This window comes from Pseudomonas sp. F1_0610 (assembly GCF_047470865.1).
Taxonomy (GTDB): Bacteria; Pseudomonadota; Gammaproteobacteria; order Pseudomonadales; family Pseudomonadaceae; genus JAZDRH01.
Genome location: NZ_JAZDRH010000004.1, coordinates 88,110 through 107,072, shown reverse-complemented (window position 1 = coordinate 107,072; position 18,963 = coordinate 88,110). Strand labels below are relative to the sequence as shown.

The 18,963-nt window shown below is 42.8% G+C and carries 18 protein-coding genes; 15 read left to right on the top strand and 3 right to left on the bottom strand.

Going from position 1 to position 18,963, the window contains the following annotated elements; all coding sequences use genetic code 11:
- Positions 1 to 162: 162 nt before the first annotated feature.
- Both VQ643_RS03835 and VQ643_RS03830 read left to right on the top strand, forming a co-directional pair.
- Positions 163 to 645 (top strand): FKBP-type peptidyl-prolyl cis-trans isomerase, encoded by a 483-nt coding sequence (locus tag VQ643_RS03835; RefSeq protein ID WP_414197950.1) that lies wholly within the window; start codon positions 163 to 165, stop codon positions 643 to 645.
- A gap of 137 nt (positions 646 to 782) precedes the next feature.
- On the top strand, positions 783 to 1,268 hold the full coding sequence (locus VQ643_RS03830; RefSeq protein ID WP_414197949.1) for a glutathione peroxidase: 486 nt from the start codon (positions 783 to 785) through the stop codon (positions 1,266 to 1,268).
- A gap of 51 nt (positions 1,269 to 1,319) precedes the next feature.
- Here the strand turns inward: VQ643_RS03830 and VQ643_RS03825 are convergent, their stop codons facing one another.
- The gene (locus VQ643_RS03825) at positions 1,320 to 2,315 is read right to left on the bottom strand and encodes an outer membrane protein assembly factor BamD (protein WP_414197948.1); all 996 of its coding nucleotides are present in this window, start codon (positions 2,313 to 2,315) and stop codon (positions 1,320 to 1,322) included.
- 144 nt (positions 2,316 to 2,459) lie between these two features.
- Here VQ643_RS03825 and rluD point away from each other — a divergent pair, with 144 nt between their 5' ends.
- The 12 genes from rluD to VQ643_RS03765 all read left to right on the top strand — a co-directional run bounded on the left by rluD (position 2,460) and on the right by VQ643_RS03765 (position 15,718).
- Positions 2,460 to 3,434 (top strand): 23S rRNA pseudouridine(1911/1915/1917) synthase RluD, encoded by a 975-nt coding sequence (gene rluD, locus VQ643_RS03820; RefSeq protein WP_414197947.1) that lies wholly within the window; start codon positions 2,460 to 2,462, stop codon positions 3,432 to 3,434.
- A 3-nt stretch (positions 3,435 to 3,437) separates the two neighbouring features.
- A complete protein-coding gene (pgeF, locus tag VQ643_RS03815; protein WP_414197946.1) occupies positions 3,438 to 4,169 on the top strand; it encodes a peptidoglycan editing factor PgeF in 732 nt (243 codons plus the stop codon).
- Between the two features lie 356 nt (positions 4,170 to 4,525).
- The gene (gene cpdA, locus VQ643_RS03810) at positions 4,526 to 5,311 is read left to right on the top strand and encodes a 3',5'-cyclic-AMP phosphodiesterase (protein WP_414197945.1); all 786 of its coding nucleotides are present in this window, start codon (positions 4,526 to 4,528) and stop codon (positions 5,309 to 5,311) included.
- Positions 5,312 to 5,360: 49 nt separating this feature from the next.
- Positions 5,361 to 5,987, top strand: a complete 627-nt coding sequence (locus tag VQ643_RS03805; RefSeq protein WP_414197944.1) for a YqiA/YcfP family alpha/beta fold hydrolase — start codon at positions 5,361 to 5,363, stop codon at positions 5,985 to 5,987.
- The gene (gene parE, locus VQ643_RS03800) at positions 5,984 to 7,879 is read left to right on the top strand and encodes a DNA topoisomerase IV subunit B (RefSeq protein WP_414197943.1); all 1,896 of its coding nucleotides are present in this window, start codon (positions 5,984 to 5,986) and stop codon (positions 7,877 to 7,879) included. Before VQ643_RS03805 ends, parE begins: the two co-directional genes overlap by 4 nt.
- On the top strand, positions 7,876 to 8,925 hold the full coding sequence (locus VQ643_RS03795) for an esterase-like activity of phytase family protein (RefSeq protein ID WP_414197942.1): 1,050 nt from the start codon (positions 7,876 to 7,878) through the stop codon (positions 8,923 to 8,925). The genes parE and VQ643_RS03795 overlap by 4 nt, the downstream gene beginning before the upstream one ends.
- Positions 8,922 to 11,186: a DNA topoisomerase IV subunit A gene (gene parC, locus VQ643_RS03790; protein WP_414197941.1), complete on the top strand. Its 2,265-nt coding sequence runs from the start codon at positions 8,922 to 8,924 to the stop codon at positions 11,184 to 11,186. The genes VQ643_RS03795 and parC overlap by 4 nt, the downstream gene beginning before the upstream one ends.
- A 4-nt stretch (positions 11,187 to 11,190) precedes the next feature.
- On the top strand, positions 11,191 to 12,327 hold the full coding sequence (locus VQ643_RS03785; RefSeq protein WP_414197940.1) for an ABC transporter permease: 1,137 nt from the start codon (positions 11,191 to 11,193) through the stop codon (positions 12,325 to 12,327).
- Position 12,328: 1 nt separating this feature from the next.
- Positions 12,329 to 13,105 carry an ABC transporter ATP-binding protein gene (locus VQ643_RS03780; protein WP_414197939.1) on the top strand — a complete coding sequence of 259 codons (777 nt, stop codon included), beginning with the start codon at positions 12,329 to 12,331 and terminating at the stop codon, positions 13,103 to 13,105.
- Positions 13,102 to 14,076 (top strand): MlaD family protein, encoded by a 975-nt coding sequence (locus VQ643_RS03775; RefSeq protein ID WP_414197938.1) that lies wholly within the window; start codon positions 13,102 to 13,104, stop codon positions 14,074 to 14,076. The genes VQ643_RS03780 and VQ643_RS03775 overlap by 4 nt, the downstream gene beginning before the upstream one ends.
- Complete coding sequence (locus VQ643_RS03770) at positions 14,073 to 14,804, top strand: membrane integrity-associated transporter subunit PqiC (protein WP_414197937.1); 732 nt, start codon at positions 14,073 to 14,075, stop codon at positions 14,802 to 14,804. The genes VQ643_RS03775 and VQ643_RS03770 overlap by 4 nt, the downstream gene beginning before the upstream one ends.
- Positions 14,805 to 14,890: 86 nt before the next feature.
- Positions 14,891 to 15,718, top strand: coding sequence for an alpha/beta fold hydrolase (locus tag VQ643_RS03765; RefSeq protein ID WP_414197936.1), 828 nt, complete (start codon positions 14,891 to 14,893; stop codon positions 15,716 to 15,718).
- Here VQ643_RS03765 and VQ643_RS03760 read toward each other — a convergent pair.
- Positions 15,715 to 17,004, bottom strand: a complete 1,290-nt coding sequence (locus tag VQ643_RS03760; protein ID WP_414197935.1) for an AhpA/YtjB family protein — start codon at positions 17,002 to 17,004, stop codon at positions 15,715 to 15,717. The two genes, VQ643_RS03765 and VQ643_RS03760, sit on opposite strands and share 4 nt — an antisense overlap.
- Before the next feature lie 129 nt (positions 17,005 to 17,133).
- Between VQ643_RS03760 and serB the strand changes: the two genes are divergently transcribed.
- Positions 17,134 to 18,351 (top strand): phosphoserine phosphatase SerB, encoded by a 1,218-nt coding sequence (serB, locus tag VQ643_RS03755; protein WP_414197934.1) that lies wholly within the window; start codon positions 17,134 to 17,136, stop codon positions 18,349 to 18,351.
- 25 nt (positions 18,352 to 18,376) lie between these two features.
- On the opposite strand, the gene VQ643_RS03750 is transcribed toward serB, so the two are convergent.
- Positions 18,377 to 18,883: a class I SAM-dependent methyltransferase gene (locus VQ643_RS03750; protein ID WP_414197933.1), complete on the bottom strand. Its 507-nt coding sequence runs from the start codon at positions 18,881 to 18,883 to the stop codon at positions 18,377 to 18,379.
- Positions 18,884 to 18,963 lie beyond the last annotated feature (80 nt).

Sequence of the window (18,963 nt, the reverse complement as noted above, 5' to 3'; positions counted from 1 at the left end):
AGAGCATCACATGCAAGAGCATGGTGATTTTGTAGTGCTTAAAATCTTGTCTTTCCTAGACGCTTGCAGCAATCCTGCAAAAGTATTGTCATTCTAAAGTCGCATTCGACTGTTTAGGACGTTAAACTAGATCTACATTTACCACACCTTATAGGTTTTTCTATGTCTATTGCTGCCAAAAAAGCAGTTTCAATTCATTACACGTTAACCAATGATGCCGGCGAAGTTATTGATAGTTCAGCAAATTCGGAGCCGTTAACCTATCTTCATGGCGCACAAAATATTATTGCTGGTCTTGAACAAGCGTTGACGGGAAAAAGTGTAGGTGACAAGTTAGAAGTTACTGTTGAGCCAGAACAAGCTTACGGTGAATATTTGCCAGAGCTAGTTGCGACATTAAGCCGCAGTATGTTTGAGGGCGTTGAAGAGTTAGCTGTAGGTATGCAATTCCATGCCTCTGGCCCAGATGGTGGTATGCAGGTTGTAACTATTCGTGATATTGACGGTGATGATGTTGTAGTGGATGGAAATCATCCACTCGCTGGACAGCGTTTAACCTTTAAGGTTGAGGTTACTGAGGTGCGCAACGCTACGGCTGATGAAATTACCCATGGCCATATTCATGGTGAAGGTTGTCATCACTAAAAGATAGTTGCCCCAAAAAAAGCACCTTAGGGTGCTTTTTTTCAAGGTATAATTACCAAAATGAGATGTGTGTCACTTTACTTGTACCCTTAGTAAAAACATACAGCGATAATGTGCTTAATAGGAGTTAATGAAATATGAGCGCTATTCATCGTTTGAACTTGTGTGCTCTGGACGGAAGTGAGCTAGCATTAGATCAATTTGCTAATAAAGTGCTATTGATTGTAAATGTGGCCTCACAGTGTGGGTTCACTCCTCAGTACGAAGGGCTGCAAGCACTACAGGATAGTTATGCTAAGCATGGTTTTTCAGTACTAGGTGTACCTTGCAATCAGTTTGGACAGCAAGAACCCGCAGGAGCAGATGAGATTGCTCAGTTTTGCAAAGAGCATTACTCAGTAACTTTTCCTATGACTGAAAAACTCTTGGTCAATGAGCCTAACTGTCATCCGTTGTACCGTTTACTGGCAGGGGAAGGGGCTGAGTTTCCTGGTGAGATTGCGTGGAACTTTGAAAAGTTCTTATTAGATGGGCAAGGTGCGGTGATTGGGCGTTATGCGTCACGTACGACACCAGATGATCCTGTGTTACTTAGTGCCATTGAATCTGCTTTGGGTTTGTAAACTTAAGCAACAAAAAGGAGGCATTGGCCTCCTTTTGTTTTTATAGATCGCTTATTCCCAGATACCAAAAGTTAAACGGCTCTTCCAAGTGCGTGATGGTTTCTCGGTTTGGATTGTTTGCTCTTCACCTTGATTTAGCTCTTTAGATAAGTTTTCAACCGCATCCTTATATTGGTTGATCATATCTTTATCGGCTTGGCTCATTTGTGGCCGTTTGCTCTCTGTGCCATCAATAACACCAAGTGTCATACGGCTTAACCAGTTACGGCGATCTTCTTCTTTAATACGTGCTTTGAACTCGCCTTTTACCACACTAGGGTGATCAGGGTAGTTGGTCATGAGTGTTTTTAAGGAAACTTCTGCCAAATCATTTAAGCCAAGATGGCGATAGGATTCCGTCATCAATGCCAATCCGTCTGCTACAGAAGGTGTGCCTTGATAGTTTTCAACAATATAGGTGCCACGGTTTAAAGAGGCAACATAGGCATTACGACGTAAATAATAGTAGCCTACGTTCGCTTCGTAGTAAGACAACAGGTTGCGCAAATAAATCATGCGTTGTTTCGCATCGGGTGCATAGCGACTATGGGGATAACGCGCTGTTAATTGAGCAAATTGATTATAGGAGTTACGTGCAGAACCTGGGTCGCGCTTGGTCATATCTAATGGCAAAAAGCGTGCAACTATGCCTCTATCTTGTTCAAAGGCGGCTAAGCCTTTTAAGTAGTAAGCGTAGTCAATATCTTTATGTTGCGGGTGCAGGCGCATAAAACGGTCCGCAGAGGCCATTGCTTCTGTGGTGTTTCCGCTTTTATATTGTGCGTAGATTAACTCTAATTGCGATTGTTCAGCATAACGCCCAAAGGGATAACGTGTTTCTAAAGCTTTCAGTTTTTTTACTGCTGAGCTGTAGTTTTCTTTGTCTAAATCCGTTTGAGCAAGTTGATAAAGCTCTGTTTCGCTTAAGTTTTCGTCTATTACTTTGTTAGATGAACACGCCGTAATCAGTGCGAATGAGGCAATAAGCAGTAAAGATTTCACATGCATTTTAGCTAACGTCCTAGTGACGGTTGGCTGACTTAAAATAAGCCGTCCTGTTATAGTGGGCAACCTTTCGTATATGCGAAGCATAAAAGACGCTGTATTGAACTACAAGCGTTAAACATCAAAACCTAATGTTTAATAAATAGTATGCCAGTTAATATCACAGAAACCATCCAGTTGCAGGCCGATGTTCCCTTTGAACTGGGGGGGCAGCGCTTAGACCAAGTTGCAGCACAATTGTTCGATGAGCATTCACGTTCACGCTTAACGGCTTGGATTAAAGAGGGGCGCTTAACTGTCGATGGTCAGGTTAAACGTCCACGCGACACAGTGCACAGTGGCTCTAAGCTTGAATTAATGGCAGAACTAGAAGCGCAGGGTGAATGGCTAGCGCAGGATATCCCTTTAGATATCGTTTATGAGGATGACTATATTCTGGTCATCAACAAGCCCACAGATTTGGTAGTGCATCCAGCAGCGGGACATGCCGATGGTACTATTTTAAATGCGCTCTTGCATCATGTGCCAAGTATTGCTCAGGTACCTCGTGCCGGCATTGTGCATCGTTTAGATAAAGATACAACAGGATTAATGGTGGTTGCTAAAACATTAGAGGCACACACCAATCTTGTTGAACAGCTACAGGCGCGTACTGTTGGTCGTACCTATGAAGCTATTGTGGTTGGCGTAGTAACTTCAGGCGATACCATTGATGCGCCTATAGGACGTCATAGCCAATCGCGACAAAAAATGGCTGTCACAGAAAATGGCAAGCAAGCCATTACACACTATCGCGTGTTGGATAGATTTAGAGCCCATACCCATGTGCGTGTAAAATTAGAAACAGGACGTACCCATCAGATTCGTGTGCATATGTCCTATGTTGGTTTTCCTCTGATAGGCGATCAAACCTATGGTGGCCGCTTTAAGATTCCGCCAGCGGCTAATCCAACTATGGTAGAAACCTTGCGAGATTTTCCACGTCAAGCTCTGCATGCACGCTTTCTGGAGTTAACCCATCCAATAACGCAGCAAGCTATGAAATGGGAAGCACCTCTCCCAGAAGATTTTACGTGGCTGCTAACCTTATTGCGTCAAGATCGTGAATCTTTTGTAGGATAACTAATGCCTTTACCCTTTGATTGGTTGGCGCCTGATTGGCCTGCGCCCAGTAATGTAAAAAGCTGTGTTACGACAGTATCTGGAGGCCTTAGTCAGGGGCCTTACGCCAGTTTTAATCTAGGCGATCATGTGGGTGATGATAAAATGGCTGTTGCTCATAATCGGCAGTTTTTGGCGCAACAGTTACACTGTCAGCCCACATGGCTAGAGCAGGTTCATGGTACTGCCGTAGCGGATGCAGTAACGCATATGCGTTGTACTGCAGATGCTTCAATTACGCAGCAAAAAGGGATTGCTTGCTGTGTGATGACGGCCGACTGTTTGCCAGTGTTATTTTGTGATCAGCAAGGCACGCAGGTTGCTGCCGCACATGCCGGTTGGCGTGGGCTAGCAGGTGGAATGTTGGAGCAGACAGTTAAGCAATTTACGACAGCGCCAGACCAGCTTATGGCTTGGTTAGGTCCAGCTATTAGTCAGGCGGCATTTGAAGTTGGTTTGCAAGTGCGTGACGCTTTTATGAGTCAGCATTTGGAGGCAGAACAGGCTTTTGTGCCTAGTGTTAATCAGGGTAAGTGGATGGCTGACCTCTATCAACTCGCACGTATTCGTTTAGCCAGTTGTGGTGTGCATCAGGTCTATGGTGGCGGTGAATGTACTTATTATGATCAGCGTTTTTACTCATATCGTAGAAACTCAGTGACAGGACGTTTTGCCAGCTTAATTTGGCTTGATTAAACAAATAAAAATTTAGATAAAAAAAGACCCATACAGAGTATGGGTCAAAAACCGTGTTTAGCCTGATGAGGAGATAACCTGAACAACCAACCTGACGGAAATTCGGTTATCGGCTGATCTTGCGACCAGTTGAGTTAATAATAGCGATTCTCATTTGCATGTCAACATCTTTTTGAGAATTTTTCTCATTTGGTGTGAAAAAGTTTTTTAACAGCTAAAAAATGTGAATAAAATCAAGCATTGTTCAAGATCCTTAAGTGGACTAAATATTCGTGATAGATTTGCCCATCTAAAATCAAATTAACGATAATATTAAACAAGATAGCTTAAATATCCTTGAGTAAGAGATAAGTATCGTGCAGCCGATTGCAACTATAGTGCAGATTACAGACAGTCATCTGTTTTCCCAGCCTGACGCTCAATTGCTGGGCATCACTACATTAGAAAGTTTTAAACAGGTAGTGAGCTTGGTAAGGCAGGAAATGGGCGAAATTGATTTACTGTTAGTTACTGGAGATATCGCTCAAGATAGCTCACCAGTAGCCTATCGCCAGTTTGCTCATTACACAGAAGGTTTGGCAAGTAATACAAGGTGGCTACCTGGAAATCATGATGAGCTGTTACAAATGCAAAGTTTTTGTCGCAATAATAGCTTTCTAAATACGCAAACTAGTTTAGGAAACTGGCTATTATTGACCCTGAACTCGCATGTACGTCATCAATCCTATGGTTATTTAGCTGATATTCCAGCACTTGAAAAAAAGCTAAAAACAACAGAGCAAGAACATATTATGCTGGCTATACACCACCATATCTTACCATTAGGTAGTGCTTGGCTTGATAATATTAACCTGCGTAATGCTGATGAGTTTCTTGCTTGTATAAAACAGTTTCCGCAAGTCAAGCTTGTTTCTTGTGGACATGCTCATCAGCTATCTGACTTAACTCTAGAACATATCCGTATTGTTACTACACCTTCTACTTGCGTGCAATTTATGCCATGGGCCGAGGATTTTAAGGTGGATACACAACAACCAGGCTTTCGGGTTTTTCAGCTTTATGCTGATGGACGTTTTACCACTTATGTTAAACGCTTGCCTGAAAACAGCTTTTTAGCCGATGAGCACGCAAGCGGTTATTAAAACAATGCTATGCTTGGTAGCTTGTTAGTTACGTGTGAGAGTTAACAGCATGCTTGCTCCAGCTATTTTATATTTACATGGATTTAATAGTGCACCTTCCTCTGTGAAAGCAAAACAGCTTCAGCTGGCATGGCAACAGCTTGAGTTACCTAGTGAGCATTTAATTATCCCACAGTTACCTCATCACCCTGCACAAGCCATTGCACTGCTTGAGTCTTTGATTGACCCACAGCTGAACTTGACCTTAGTGGGTAGCTCTTTAGGCGGCTATTACAGTACTTATTTAGCAAGGCAGTATCAATTGCCTGCATTGTTGATCAATCCAGCTGTTGCACCACATACATTATTTGATGGCATCTTGGGTGAGCAAGAAAATCTCTATACCGGTGAGCGCTGGCAACTGACAAAGGAGCATCTTGAAGCGTTAGCCGCATTAGAAGTAAGTGCCCCAACCGCGCAAGAAAACTATCAAGTTTGGCTGCAAACAGGGGATGAAACACTAAACTATCGTCATGCTGAACACTATTATCAAGCCTGTAGTTTGCGCATTGAAGCAGGTGGAGATCATGGATTTGCTAACTTTGCCCAGCATTTGCCAGCACTTTTGTTGTTTGCTGGCGTAGCTGCTGAACATGTAGCTCAATTAGATTTAACTAAAATAGATGGTGTTGAATGAGTAATACAAGTTATACCGCTGATGCGATTGAGGTTCTTTCAGGGTTAGATCCAGTGCGCAAACGCCCTGGTATGTATACAGACACAACGCGTCCAAACCATCTGGCACAAGAAGTAATAGATAACAGTGTTGATGAAGCTTTAGCGGGACACGCGCGCAATATTCAGGTGATTCTACACGTCGATCAGTCCTTAGAGGTTACTGACGACGGGCGCGGCATGCCTGTAGATTTACACCCTGAAGAGGGCATTCCTGGGGTTGAGCTGATTTTTACGCGCTTACATGCAGGTGGTAAATTTTCCAATAAAAATTATGAATTTTCAGGTGGCCTGCATGGTGTAGGTATCTCAGTCGTTAATGCCTTATCGACCTTGGTTGAAGTACGTGTAAAGCGCGATGGGCAAGAGCATCAGATGAGCTTTAAAGATGGTTTCAAAGCTACAGATTTAGATGTCATAGGTACTGTAGGTAAGCGTAATACAGGTACCTCAGTACGCTTCTGGCCTGATCCTAAGTATTTTGACAGCGCTAAGTTTTCAGTTTCCCGTTTAAAACATGTGCTTAAAGCGAAAGCTGTATTGTGCCCAGGCCTAACCATTAGTTTTCATGATAAAAATACCGATGAAAAAATTGAATGGTTCTTTGAAGATGGATTACGTAGTTATTTAACTGAAGCTGTTACTGAGTTTGAACGCTTACCGCAAGAGCCATTTTGCGGCAGCTTTGCAGGTACAGGGGAAAAAGTAGAATGGGCGTTGCTCTGGTTGCCCGAAGGTGGTGATAGCATCCAAGAAAGCTATGTTAACCTTATTCCTACAGCGCAAGGTGGTACTCATGTAAATGGTTTGCGCCAAGGTTTGCTTGATGCTATGCGTGAGTTCTGTGAAATTCGCAATCTACTTCCGCGTGGGGTTAAGCTGGCGCCTGAGGATGTATGGGAAAAAATCTGCTTTGTTTTGTCATTAAAGATTCAGGAGCCCCAGTTTTCAGGCCAAACCAAAGAACGGTTATCCTCACGTAATGCTGCTGGCTTTGTCGCTGGTGTTGTAAAAGATGCTTTTAGCTTATGGTTAAACAGCAACCATGAGATAGGCACGCAACTGGCTGAACTGGCCATTAGCAATGCTGGCAGACGCTTAAAATCAGCTAAAAAGGTTGAGCGTAAACGTATTACGCAAGGGCCCGCCCTACCCGGTAAGTTAGCCGATTGCACAGGACAAGATCCTATGCGTGGCGAGCTATTTTTAGTCGAGGGTGATTCCGCTGGAGGTAGTGCTAAGCAAGCCCGCGATAAAGAGTTTCAGGCGATTATGCCGCTGCGCGGTAAGATATTAAATACTTGGGAAGTTGATGGTAGTGTGGTTTTAGGTTCCCAAGAAGTGCATGATATTGCCGTAGCCATTGGTGTAGATCCTGGAGCCGAAGATATTAGCCAATTGCGTTATGGAAAAATTTGTATTTTGGCCGATGCCGATTCAGATGGACTACATATCGCAACTTTACTCTGTGCTTTATTTGTACAGCATTTTCGTCCACTAGTAGCACATGGTCATATTTATGTAGCCATGCCCCCCCTGTATCGCATTGATATTGGTAAAGAAATTCATTACGCACTAGATGAAACAGAGCGTGATGCCATTATCGAACGCTTAACAAATCAGAATAAACGCCAGAAAGTGCAAGTTACACGCTTTAAAGGCTTGGGTGAGATGAATCCTTCGCAATTGCGTGAGACAACTATGGATCCCAATACACGCCGCTTGGTTCAGCTTACTTTAGATAATGCTGAAGAAGCCTGTGAGTTAATGGATATGTTATTGGCCAAGAAACGGTCAGGTGATCGTAAAACTTGGCTAGAAAATAAAGGTAATCTAGCTGAGGTTTTAATATGAGCATAAGGTCAATAACTGCAGGTTTGGCTATCCTCTTTAGCTGTCAAGGTTACGCAGAAATACCTAAGTTAAACTTACTCAATGAGTACGTAGTTGATGGCGTAAAAGCAGGTAATCTTTCTGGTTTGGCGTACTGTCAAGATCAGTTTTGGACTGTGTCTGATAAGGATGATGAGCATATTTATCAGCTTGAATTTCAATCAGATACTCATAGGGTACAAGCTATTGCTCAGCCTTTTAGCATAACTCAGCCTCCCATGGAGTATATTCCTTTAAGTCCTACCGCCAAAAGCGCTGCGCTCTGGCGAGCTGGTGATTATGATTTTGAAGGTATTAGTTGTGATGAACAGGGTAATAAGTATTTAGTCAGTGAATCTACCCATGCTGTTTTGCAAATACGGCCTGATAACACAACACACTGGGTTAATCTGCCTAGCGCTATGTTTAATTTGGCAAAGGCGAATGGCTTGCTGAAAATTTATAATGCAGGTTTTGAAGGTATTGCGCTTAATCCAGATGGAACACAAATGTGGTTAGCGGCTGAGCGACAAGCACGGGGGATTTTCCACTTAAAATTTAGCGAAAGCCCAACAAAACACATACCTGATCGTGTTAGAGGCGCTACTTTTCCTGATAGATGGGAATGCACAGAAAATTGCCTATTCGCTAATGATAACGATCGAGAAAACTCAATTTTCAATGGCCAAAAATATTACAAAGATTTCACTGATTTAGTTTGGTTTCGTGGCAAAATTTATAGTTTAGAACGCTTAGAGCATCAAATTTGTCGACGTGATGCTAATACAGGTGAAGAGGAGCAATGCTGGTCATTTGCACAAACAGCCTTACTTCCAGATAAACTAAATCCAAAAGGTCCCTTTGGTATTGCAGAAGGGCTTTGGATTAGTGAAAAAGGGGCTTGGATTGTATTAGATAACAATCAACAAGCGCGTGCTGATGGCGAGCAGCGCCCTATTATTTGGCATTTTGCAGCTCCACAAACAGGTTGGCAGGGAACAAGCATGGTTGAAAGAGGCGATAAATGAGTCAATCGTTTGAGCAAAGTTTTGACGGCGTAGAGCAGCGCTCGTTAGCCACCTTTACAGAGCAAGCTTATTTAAACTATTCCATGTATGTCATCATGGATCGTGCCTTGCCTCATATTGGCGATGGGTTAAAGCCCGTACAGCGACGTATTGTCTATGCCATGAGTGAGCTAGGTTTAAGTGCTGAAAGTAAACATAAAAAATCGGCACGTACAGTAGGTGATGTATTAGGTAAATATCATCCGCATGGTGACAGTGCCTGCTATGAAGCCATGGTGCTTATGGCGCAACCATTTAGTTATCGTTACACCTTAGTGGATGGGCAGGGCAACTGGGGAGCGCCAGATGATCCTAAGTCCTTTGCGGCCATGCGCTATACCGAAGCACGTCTAGCCCGCTATTCAGAAGTGCTGTTGAGCGAACTTGGGCAGGGTACTGTTGACTGGGTAGATAACTTTGATGGCACATTGCAAGAGCCAGCAGTATTACCTGCGCGCTTACCTAATCTTTTACTCAATGGTACAACAGGTATTGCTGTAGGCATGGCAACTGATGTGCCACCTCATAACTTAACAGAAGTAGCTGCGGCTTGTGTTCGCTTATTAGATGAACCTGCTGCTAGCATTGAGCAGCTATGTGAGCATATTCAAGGCCCAGACTTTCCAACAGAAGCTGAAATTATCACACCGCGTGAGGATATTTTAAAAATCTATCAAACGGGGCGCGGTTCAGTTCGTATGCGTGCTGTATATACAGTAGAAGAAGGTGAGGTTGTTATTTATGCGCTGCCTTATCAAGTCTCTGGCTCTAAAGTGCTAGAGCAGATTGCAGCACAAATGCAAGCGAAAAAGCTGCCTATGGTGGCTGACTTGCGTGATGAGTCTGACCATGAAAATGCCTGTCGCATCGTTATTGTTCCGCGCTCAAACCGTATAGATGTGCCGCAGCTAATGCAGCATTTGTTTGCTACAACTGACTTAGAAAGTAGCTACCGCGTTAATATGAACGTGATTGGCTTAGATGGTCGCCCACAAGTTAAAGACTTACGTACTTTATTGACGGAGTGGCTAGTATTTCGAGTTGAAACAGTTCGTAAACGCCTTAATTTTAGATTAGAACGTGTACTTAAACGCCTACATTTATTAGATGGTTTATTAATTGCTTTTCTAAATATTGACGAAGTGATTCGTATTATTCGAGAAGAAGATGAACCCAAGCAGGAGTTAATGGCGCGTTTTGCCTTGACTGAAATGCAGGCAGACTATGTACTGGATACACGTTTACGTCAGCTAGCACGTTTAGAGGAAGTTAAAATTCGTGCTGAACAAGCCGAGCTCGAAAAGGAACGTGATCAATTACAAACCTTATTAGCCAGTGATGCCAGACTGAAAAAGCTTGTTCGCCAAGAAATTATTGAAGCCAGTAAAACCTATGGTGATCAGCGACGCTCCCCTTTGATAGAGCGAAGTGAAGCCAAAGCATTAGCAGAAACTGATTTATTGCCTTCTGAGATTATTACTGTGGTGTTGTCTGAGCAGGGGTGGGTACGTAGTGCCAAAGGGCAGGATGTAGACGCCGCTGCATTATCTTACAAAGCAGGTGATGCTTACAAAGCCAGTGCAGTAGGACGCTCTAACCAATTTGCAGTATTTATTGATAGCACTGGTCGTAGTTACTCTGTAGCTACGCATAGCTTACCGTCTGCTAGAGGACAAGGCGAACCTTTAACAGGGCGCTTAACACCGCCAGCTGGGGCCAGTTTTGAATGCGTTTTAGTTCCAGAAGATACACAACAGTATATGCTTACTTCAGATGCAGGCTATGGCTTTGTTGTGAAAGGCGAAGATATGCAAGCTAAGAATAAAGCCGGTAAGGCCTTATTAACCTTACCAGCTGGTGCTAAGGTTATGCCGCCAGTAGCTATTGCTGATATTGAAAACGATTTAATTGCAGCCGTTTCTAATGAAGGGCGCTTATTGGTATTTCCTGTAAAAGAGTTGCCTATGTTAAGTAAGGGTAAGGGCAATAAAATTATCGGGATTCCAACGGATCGTCTAATTAAACGTGAAGAGTTTATGGCAGACTGTGTTGTCTTGCCTAAAGAGGCTCAGCTTATATTAGAAGTAGGTAAGCGCAGATTTACTCTTAAACAAACCGATTTAGAGCATTATCGAGGCGAGCGTGGACGTCGTGGTAGTAAATTACCACGCGGTTTTCAACGTGTAGATAGACTCTTAGTTGAGTGCCCAAGCGAGAGCTAATGACATGAAGGATAGCGCACAATCGCCAACTATGCGCTGGCAAACTTCAGCAACCCAAGCCGCTGTTTTGGTATTAACAGGTGCTTGGACTTTGCATACGCAAAAACCTAATATTTTTCAGGTGCTTGCTACCCAAACACTGGCCGAAAAGCAAATCGTTAGCCTGGATATTAGTGCTGTTACAGCATGGGATAGCAGCTTATTAGTGGCCATACGTCAACTGCTACAGTGGGCCAAGCAACAACGGCTAGAGTTAGATAGCTCGCAATTACCAGAAGATATTACGCGTTTGCTTGGCATGGCTGATACGCCCTCGGTACAAGTTCAAGCCCAAAAAAAGTTTAAATTAGGTTTTGTGGCAGGGGTTGGACAGTCATTTTTAAATGCAACTGATGCTGTGCGTAATAGCTGTATTTTTCTTGGTGAAACCCTGATAAGCCTAGGGCGCATGTGTCGAGGTAAAGCCTGCGTGCGTGCCTCAGACTTTTGGTGGGCACTGCAACAATGTGGGCCTAGCGCGTTACCTATTGTCGCGTTGATTGCTGGGTTGGTGGGGTTGATTCTAGCTTTTGTTGGCGCCTTTCAGCTACAGGCCTTTGGTGCTCAACTTTATATCTCTAATATGGTTGCCATTGGCATGACCCGTGAAATGGGTGCATTAATGACAGCAGTGATTATGGCCGGGCGTACAGGTGCAGCTTACGCGGCTGAATTAGGCAGTATGCAAGCTAATGAGGAAGTAGATGCACTAAAAACCTTTGGCTTTCCGCCATTAGAGTTTTTAGTTATGCCACGTTTGCTCGCGTTAATGGTAAGTATGCCTATTTTGGTTCTTTTTGCCGATGTTATAGGTATTTTAGGTGGTTTTGTTATTGGTGCAGGTTTATTTGATATTTCAGCAACCCAGTATATTAATCAAAGTATTGCAATGTTAAGTATTACTGATGTTCTGATTGGTGTATTTAAAGGTTTTGTCTTTGCCATACTAATTGGTTTAATTGGCTGCTATTACGGGCTCAATTGTGGACGTAATGCGCAGGCTGTAGGTAAAGCAACCACCCAAGCAGTTGTGAGTATCATTGTGGCATTAGTGGTGAGTGATGCCACCATTACATTAATCTTGACCCAACTAGGCATTTAATATGAGCAAGGAAACTGTACTAGTTGCTGAGCATTTAAATGCTGGTTATGGCTCTCTAGTGATTCAAAATGATCTGAATTTTAGTATTAAACAAGGCGAAGTATTTATTATTATGGGGGGCAGTGGATGTGGCAAGAGCACCTTGCTTCGTCATTTAATTGGCCTACAACCACCATTAGCCGGAAAAATTGTATATAAAGGGCAAGATTACTGGTCAAATAATGAGAGTCAGCGTGCTTTGCTACAGCAAAACTTTGGAGTGCTGTATCAAAACGGTGCTCTATGGGGCTCAATGACATTATTGCAAAATATTTGTTTACCCATAGAGACTTGGCGCCCCCATGTGAGTAAAGCAGAGCGAATAGAGTTAGCTCAACTGAAATTATCACTTGTTGGCTTAACAGGCTGCGCTGACTTATATCCGTCTCAGTTATCCGGTGGAATGCGCAAGCGAGCGGCTTTGGCACGAGCTTTAGCACTTGATCCGCATATGTTATTTTTTGATGAGCCATCGGCAGGTTTAGATCCACTCAGTGCCGCTGCTCTAGATGAACTTATCTTGCAACTGCGTGATAGTTTAGGTGCGAGCATTATTCTTGTGACTCATGAGTTACCTAGCATTTATACAGTGGCAGATAGCTGTCTGTTCTTAGATAATAAAACCCGAACACAAATTGCCTTAGGATCATTGGATGATTTGCTTAATCATGGCCCAGACGAAGTACGTAGTTTCCTGCGCCGTGGTAAAAGTAGCGCCGTGCTGGAGAAAATACTATGAGTGAAACACGTAAACCATTATTAATTGGTGGTTTTTTACTGGCAGGGTTAACGCTACTAGTGATTGCATTATTAGTACTGAATCGCGTTTCGTTATTTTCTAAACCTGAACAGTATGTCATTTACTTTCGTGGCGCTCTTGATGGCTTGGATGTTGGAGCAGATGTTACCTATCGAGGGGTAAAAGTGGGGTCTGTAACAGCAATACGCCTTAGTTATGATGCGCAAATTAATGATATGGTAATGCCTGTTATCATACAGATTGACTATGCGTCTTCAGGGCACACGGAAACAGAGAGCAAAGATAAAGACCGCCTCAACAAGTTTCTTGAGCGTGCTGTCCAGCGTGGTTTGCGTGCTCAGCTACAAACCCCTAGCCTGCTAACAGGCAAAGCTATAGTGGCGTTGGACTTTTTCCCAGAAGAACAAGGATATATTAATCTTGAGGCCGCAAATGATTTAGAGTTGGTGGCTATCCCCTCTGTTCCATCAGCCATTGATAAAGCAGCAGATGTAGTGCGCGACTTGGTTGAAGGTTTAAAGTCGATGCCACTGCAAGAAATTTTAGTAACAGCTAACAAAACCTTAGAGTCTATTGATAGAATTACCAATTCACCAGAATTATCTGGTAGTTTAGAGCGCTTAAATAATACACTAGCTAACTTAGAAGCTATTACGGCAAGTCTTCGTAGCGAGATGCCAGCATTGATGAAAAATGCCGCTGACAGTACGCAGGAGCTGAATAAAGCCATGCGTGATGTGAGTCTAGCTGTGAAATCAGCTCAGCAAGCATTAGAGCAAATGAATGGGTTAGTGGTTGATAGCCGTCGTAGTATTGGGCCTCAGTCTGAACTACAATTTGAATTATTGCAGTCGTTAAAAGAGTTAACTCATGCAAGTAAATCACTTCAGCGCACTGCGGATGGATTAAATAACGATCCTCAATCTTTGATTTTTGGGAAACAACGGTGAGTAAGTCAATGACCAAAACCAGTTTATTAAGCCTTGCTTTTATTAGTTTATTGGGGCTTTCTGGCTGTTCTTTTAATAAAGGACCGCTAAATTATTATCAGTTACAAAGTAATGAAGTAATTGAAGTAACTGAAGATAACCAACTAGCTGTGTTGTTAGGGCCAGTCAATGTGGCTGACTACTTACAGCGTGAAACTATTTTACAACGTGAAGAAAGTGGCAGTTTAAGTACTTCTGCCAATGCTCGTTGGGCAGGAAACCTACAAGATGATATTGGGCAATTATTATTGCGCCAGTTATCCAGTGATTTAAAAACTAGCCGTATTGCTTTATATCCTGATCGTGTAGGCTTTAAACCAAAGGCGCAGATTATTTTAAGTATCCGACGTCTTGATTCAGGGCGCGATCAGCCAGCCGTTTTAGAAGCGCAATGGCGAGTGCTAGATGTAGATGGAAATATGCAAAGTAGCCGTGTTGTCACTTTTAAGCAACAGCATAATGGCACTATGGATGAACAAATTCGTGCCCAAAGTAGTTTGCTGAGCAAATTAGCGAAACAAATTGCGGCTGCAATTGAGTTAAATAACTTTGCTAAACTCGGCACAGTTAGACCCAATGCTGATGCAGAAGTGGTGACATCAAAAGATAAGCCTCGTTCAGAAATTGAGAAAGTAACCTTACCTAATTTTGAGCTTGGGCGTGAAGGTGTTGAGGTTTTTCGCTTCTAATCAGTAATAGACTTTAAAAATAGGTCTAACGGCATTGGCAGTTAGACCTATTTTTTTATGGAAATATAACAACTAAAGGAATTCAGATGTACCTTGAGCATAAATTTATCAGTCAAGATGGTAACAGCCTAAGTTATTGGCAAGATAAAGACAGTGATAAGCCGTTATTACTATTAGTGCATGGTGCTCTAGCCAATGCACAGGTTTGGCAGCCTTGGCTAGAGTATTTGACAGTGCATTACTCGCCTATCGCTATTACGTTAAGCCATTTTATACCTTCGTCAAACCAAGGTGAGTTTGGTTTGCAAAGCCATGCTAATCAACTACATGACTTACTCAACGAGTTAAACTGTCAGCAACCGGTAGAGGCTATTGCTTGGTCTTATGGTGCGGATGTAGCTTTGTTAGCGGCGTTAGACAAGCCAGGCGCTTTTAAACAATTGTATCTGTATGAACCCGGTTATTTTGGTTGCTTACCTAAAGAGCAGTTTAGTTTGGCGTTGAGCGATGCCACGCAAATGTTTGGGCCTGTTTTTCCGTTATTGGAAGAAGTCGATATGCTGCATGCCATTGAAGCTTTAATTGATGCTTCAGGCGGTAGTTTAGGTTATTTCTCACGACAAACCAAAGCTGTGCAAGAAGCCCAATTACAGCAAGCTGCCAGCTTGTTAGAACAGCTCAAACAAACACAGCAACCAGATATGAGCACAAAGCGCTTAGCCCAGTGCCCAGTGCCTATAGCACTAGTGCAAGGAGAAAAAACCACAGGGTTATTTCAAAAAGTAGGGCGGTACATGGCTAGTTCATTGGCCAATGGGCAGTTATTAATTGTTGAATCAGCCAATCATATGTTGCCAATAGAGTCGCCTAAGACGGCGGCTAAGCATGCTTTAGCCTATTTACTTAAGAGTTAAAGATGACGCGCTAGGTATTTTTCTAATTGCTGCAAGTAAGGTGGCAATACTTGATCAACGCATAGCGTATTTTGTGGTTGTGCTAGTGGGCGTAAAATACAGCATTGATCAAGTTCTGGATTGGCAGCAGCGTCTTGCTGTGAAATCAGCAGTAAATTACAGCTTTCTTGATTGAGTTTTAATAATCCCTGTATGGATTTTTGCAGCAATAGTTCGCCTTGGCTAAGAGCCATCAGGTTATTAGCTAAGGTGAGAGACATACGCAAATATAATTGTAGCTGATCTTTAATTAAGCGTTCTTGTTGCTTATGGGCATAAGCACGTAACCATTCAGCACAGCAAATAGCCCTAGCCGCAGGTTTAGCAGCTTGGTGATCAAAGAGCATAAGACAGCTACTGTCCGTTAGCATGACTAGTTTGGCTTTAAAGTGCTTACTGGTAGTGATGATGAGTTGACGGTAGTCAGCCAGTAAAAGATTAAGTTCTTCATCGAGTAAGCGTTTAAACTGTTCCGTCCCTCCTAATGAAAGCGCGAGTGCATACGTAGGCGTTATCGGGGAGGGTTGTGGGGTGCTTAACTTAGATTCTAGTACTTGAGGATCTAGGGCTAGAGGCTTAGGTGGTAAAACAGGGTGTTTGGCCAGGAAGTCTTCACGTAGGGTGCGGGCAATTTTACCTAAAGCATCTGAACGAAAAACATAAGGTGGTTCTTTAGTTGGTTCGTCCGTCCATTTAGCCAAGGTATTCAAAGGTAATGCAATACTACGAGCGATATGTAAACTGAAAATAAAACTTAAAATTAAAAGTACTACAGCCAAAATAAGAAGGCTGTTTTGCGTTAATTTAAACGGCTGTTGTAGGTTAGCTATATCAATTTGGATATAAAGATGGCCTGCAATTTCATGTTGATAGGTAATAGGTAGGCGATAAATCCCAGAAGGTTCGCCTTCTAAGGTTTTTATACGTCGTCCGGACTCTGCTAAGATACGTTGATTATCAATACTATAGACAGCAGCGTGACGAATTAAAGGATCTTTAGTTAACTGATTCAGTAATACATTTAAGCTTAGCGTATCATCAGCCACTAAACTGCTGGTTACACTATGGGCGGTTTGTTTAATAATGCTATTCCCTAAAGAGTCTGCTTGTTCGATTGAGGCTCGTTGCAATTGGCTTTGCATCAACCATAAACAGGTAAGCACAGTAGCGCTCACACACAATAGGGTGCAGGCAATAAATTTAAAGGTAATAGGTAGATGTCGCTGTAATGTGTTGGAAGTTGACATAAAATAGCGCACTAATTAAAGCTGGATTGGCACAAAGTTAGCAGTATAACGCTGGTTAATCTGAGAACAAGCTGGCTGTTATGAGATTAATCATTAAAATAGTTTTTTATTTTGGCTGGAGTGGATGTTTTGCGTGAAATAGTCTTGATCAATATGACCGGTGAAGACCGCTCAGGATTAACTGCAGCTGTGACAGGTGTATTAGCGCAAGCAGGCGTTAACATTTTGGATATTGGCCAAGCTGTTATTCACGATACGCTATCTTTTGGTATTTTGGTAGAAATCCCCGCTGGTGAAAAAGCCTCATCTGCTTTAAAAGATGTGCTCTTTACCGCCTACAAGTTAAACCAACAAGTACGCTTTACGCCTATTTCAGAAGCCGATTATCAACACTGGGTCAGTGGTCAAGGTAAGCCTCGCTATATCGTTACTTTGCTGACACGCAAGGTGACCGCTGAGCAGCTACAGCGTGTGAGTGAAATTACAGCTAAATATGGTCTTAATATTGATCAAATAGATCGGCTTTCAGGGCGCATGCCATTAGATATGCCACTAGATAAAGGTAAAGGCTGTATTGAGTTTTCTGTGCGCGGTGAGCCAGCCGATGTGGATGCATTACGTGCAGATTTTTTAAGTGTGGCACAAGAGCTTAATGTTGATATCGCTTTTCAGCGTGATACGGTATTTCGTCGAAATCGCCGTTTAGCTGTGTTTGATATGGATTCAACGCTGATTGAAGCGGAAGTGATTGATGAACTCGCTAAGGCTGCTGGTGTTGGCGATAAAGTCGCCGCCATCACTGAGCGTGCAATGCAAGGCGAGCTTGACTTTAAAGCCAGTTTTAAAGAGCGTTTAGTTTTATTAGAAGGCTTAGATGAATCTAAATTACAGCGCATTGCACAGCAGCTACCGCTAACTGAAGGCGCGCAAACGTTATTTACAGAGCTCAAGCGACTAGGTTACAAAACAGCCATTTTATCTGGCGGCTTTACTTATTTTGCTAATTATCTACAACAACAACTGGGCATTGACTATGTATTTGCTAATGAACTCGAAATTGTTGACGGTAAGCTCACGGGGCGGGCAATAGAGCCAATTGTAGACGCGCAACGTAAAGCCGACTTGCTCGCCTATTTGGCAGAAAAAGAAGGATTAAGTTTAGATCAGACAATAGCGGTGGGAGATGGGGCTAATGACTTACCTATGTTAGGGCTAGCAGGTTTAGGTGTGGCTTTTCGTGCTAAACCGCTGGTGAAAAAGTCAGCGCGTCAAGCCATCTCCACATTAGGCTTGGATGGTATTTTATATCTACTAGGTTATCGTGATAGAGAAAGTGCTGATCAGTAATAAAAACGCTCCTTAAGGAGCGTTTTTATTGGTGTTTTTGTGCAAGCCAGACAGTATGCTTGGTACAGCTTGAATCGTTAACAATCATTTGAATCACCTGAAAGCCATTAGCCGCCAATAAATATTGATATTCTTCTACGGCTAAGCTGGCATGATAAAGTGTTTCACCTTCTAGAAAGCTTAGAGCTTGACCATAGCTGGGGCCAAGTAAATAGGAATGGGGCCCCCATTTGAGCATGCTGAGAAAAATAGGAAACATAGCTCGTTGATCATCATGTGTAAGATGAAAAAAACTATCCCAAGCAAGAATTCTGGCATACCTTTGTTTTAGATTGAGGTGGCGCATATCCGCAACAAACCATTGTTGCTTAGGAAAGTGTTGTTGGCATTGCTCAATCATTTGAGGGGCTGTATCTATAGCATGCATGCTATAGCCATGTTCAATAAAGTAGCGCGCCAAAGGAATACCTTTACCGCCACCAAGGTCAAGTAGTATGTTGCCTGTTAGCAAAGCAATAAAGCGATTAACCAAATACGCTCAGACCCAGGCTGGCGACGTTTTTCAGTCCAACTTAAACCATGCTTTTGATACAGTGAAATAATGTTTTTTGC

What these genes read in the sequence shown, in the direction of transcription:
- VQ643_RS03825 (WP_414197948.1), bottom strand. Translation starts at nt 2,315, where the DNA reads ATGCATGTGAAATCTTTACTGCTTATTGCCTCATTCGCACTGATTACG.
- VQ643_RS03830 (WP_414197949.1), top strand. Translation starts at nt 783, where the DNA reads ATGAGCGCTATTCATCGTTTGAACTTGTGTGCTCTGGACGGAAGTGAG.
- VQ643_RS03795 (WP_414197942.1), top strand. Translation starts at nt 7,876, where the DNA reads ATGAGCATAAGGTCAATAACTGCAGGTTTGGCTATCCTCTTTAGCTGT.
- VQ643_RS03805 (WP_414197944.1), top strand. Translation starts at nt 5,361, where the DNA reads ATGCTTGCTCCAGCTATTTTATATTTACATGGATTTAATAGTGCACCT.
- VQ643_RS03785 (WP_414197940.1), top strand. Translation starts at nt 11,191, where the DNA reads ATGAAGGATAGCGCACAATCGCCAACTATGCGCTGGCAAACTTCAGCA.
- VQ643_RS03775 (WP_414197938.1), top strand. Translation starts at nt 13,102, where the DNA reads ATGAGTGAAACACGTAAACCATTATTAATTGGTGGTTTTTTACTGGCA.
- VQ643_RS03765 (WP_414197936.1), top strand. Translation starts at nt 14,891, where the DNA reads ATGTACCTTGAGCATAAATTTATCAGTCAAGATGGTAACAGCCTAAGT.
- parC (WP_414197941.1), top strand. Translation starts at nt 8,922, where the DNA reads ATGAGTCAATCGTTTGAGCAAAGTTTTGACGGCGTAGAGCAGCGCTCG.
- VQ643_RS03835 (WP_414197950.1), top strand. Translation starts at nt 163, where the DNA reads ATGTCTATTGCTGCCAAAAAAGCAGTTTCAATTCATTACACGTTAACC.
- pgeF (WP_414197946.1), top strand. Translation starts at nt 3,438, where the DNA reads ATGCCTTTACCCTTTGATTGGTTGGCGCCTGATTGGCCTGCGCCCAGT.
- rluD (WP_414197947.1), top strand. Translation starts at nt 2,460, where the DNA reads ATGCCAGTTAATATCACAGAAACCATCCAGTTGCAGGCCGATGTTCCC.
- parE (WP_414197943.1), top strand. Translation starts at nt 5,984, where the DNA reads ATGAGTAATACAAGTTATACCGCTGATGCGATTGAGGTTCTTTCAGGG.
- VQ643_RS03760 (WP_414197935.1), bottom strand. Translation starts at nt 17,004, where the DNA reads ATGTCAACTTCCAACACATTACAGCGACATCTACCTATTACCTTTAAA.
- VQ643_RS03780 (WP_414197939.1), top strand. Translation starts at nt 12,329, where the DNA reads ATGAGCAAGGAAACTGTACTAGTTGCTGAGCATTTAAATGCTGGTTAT.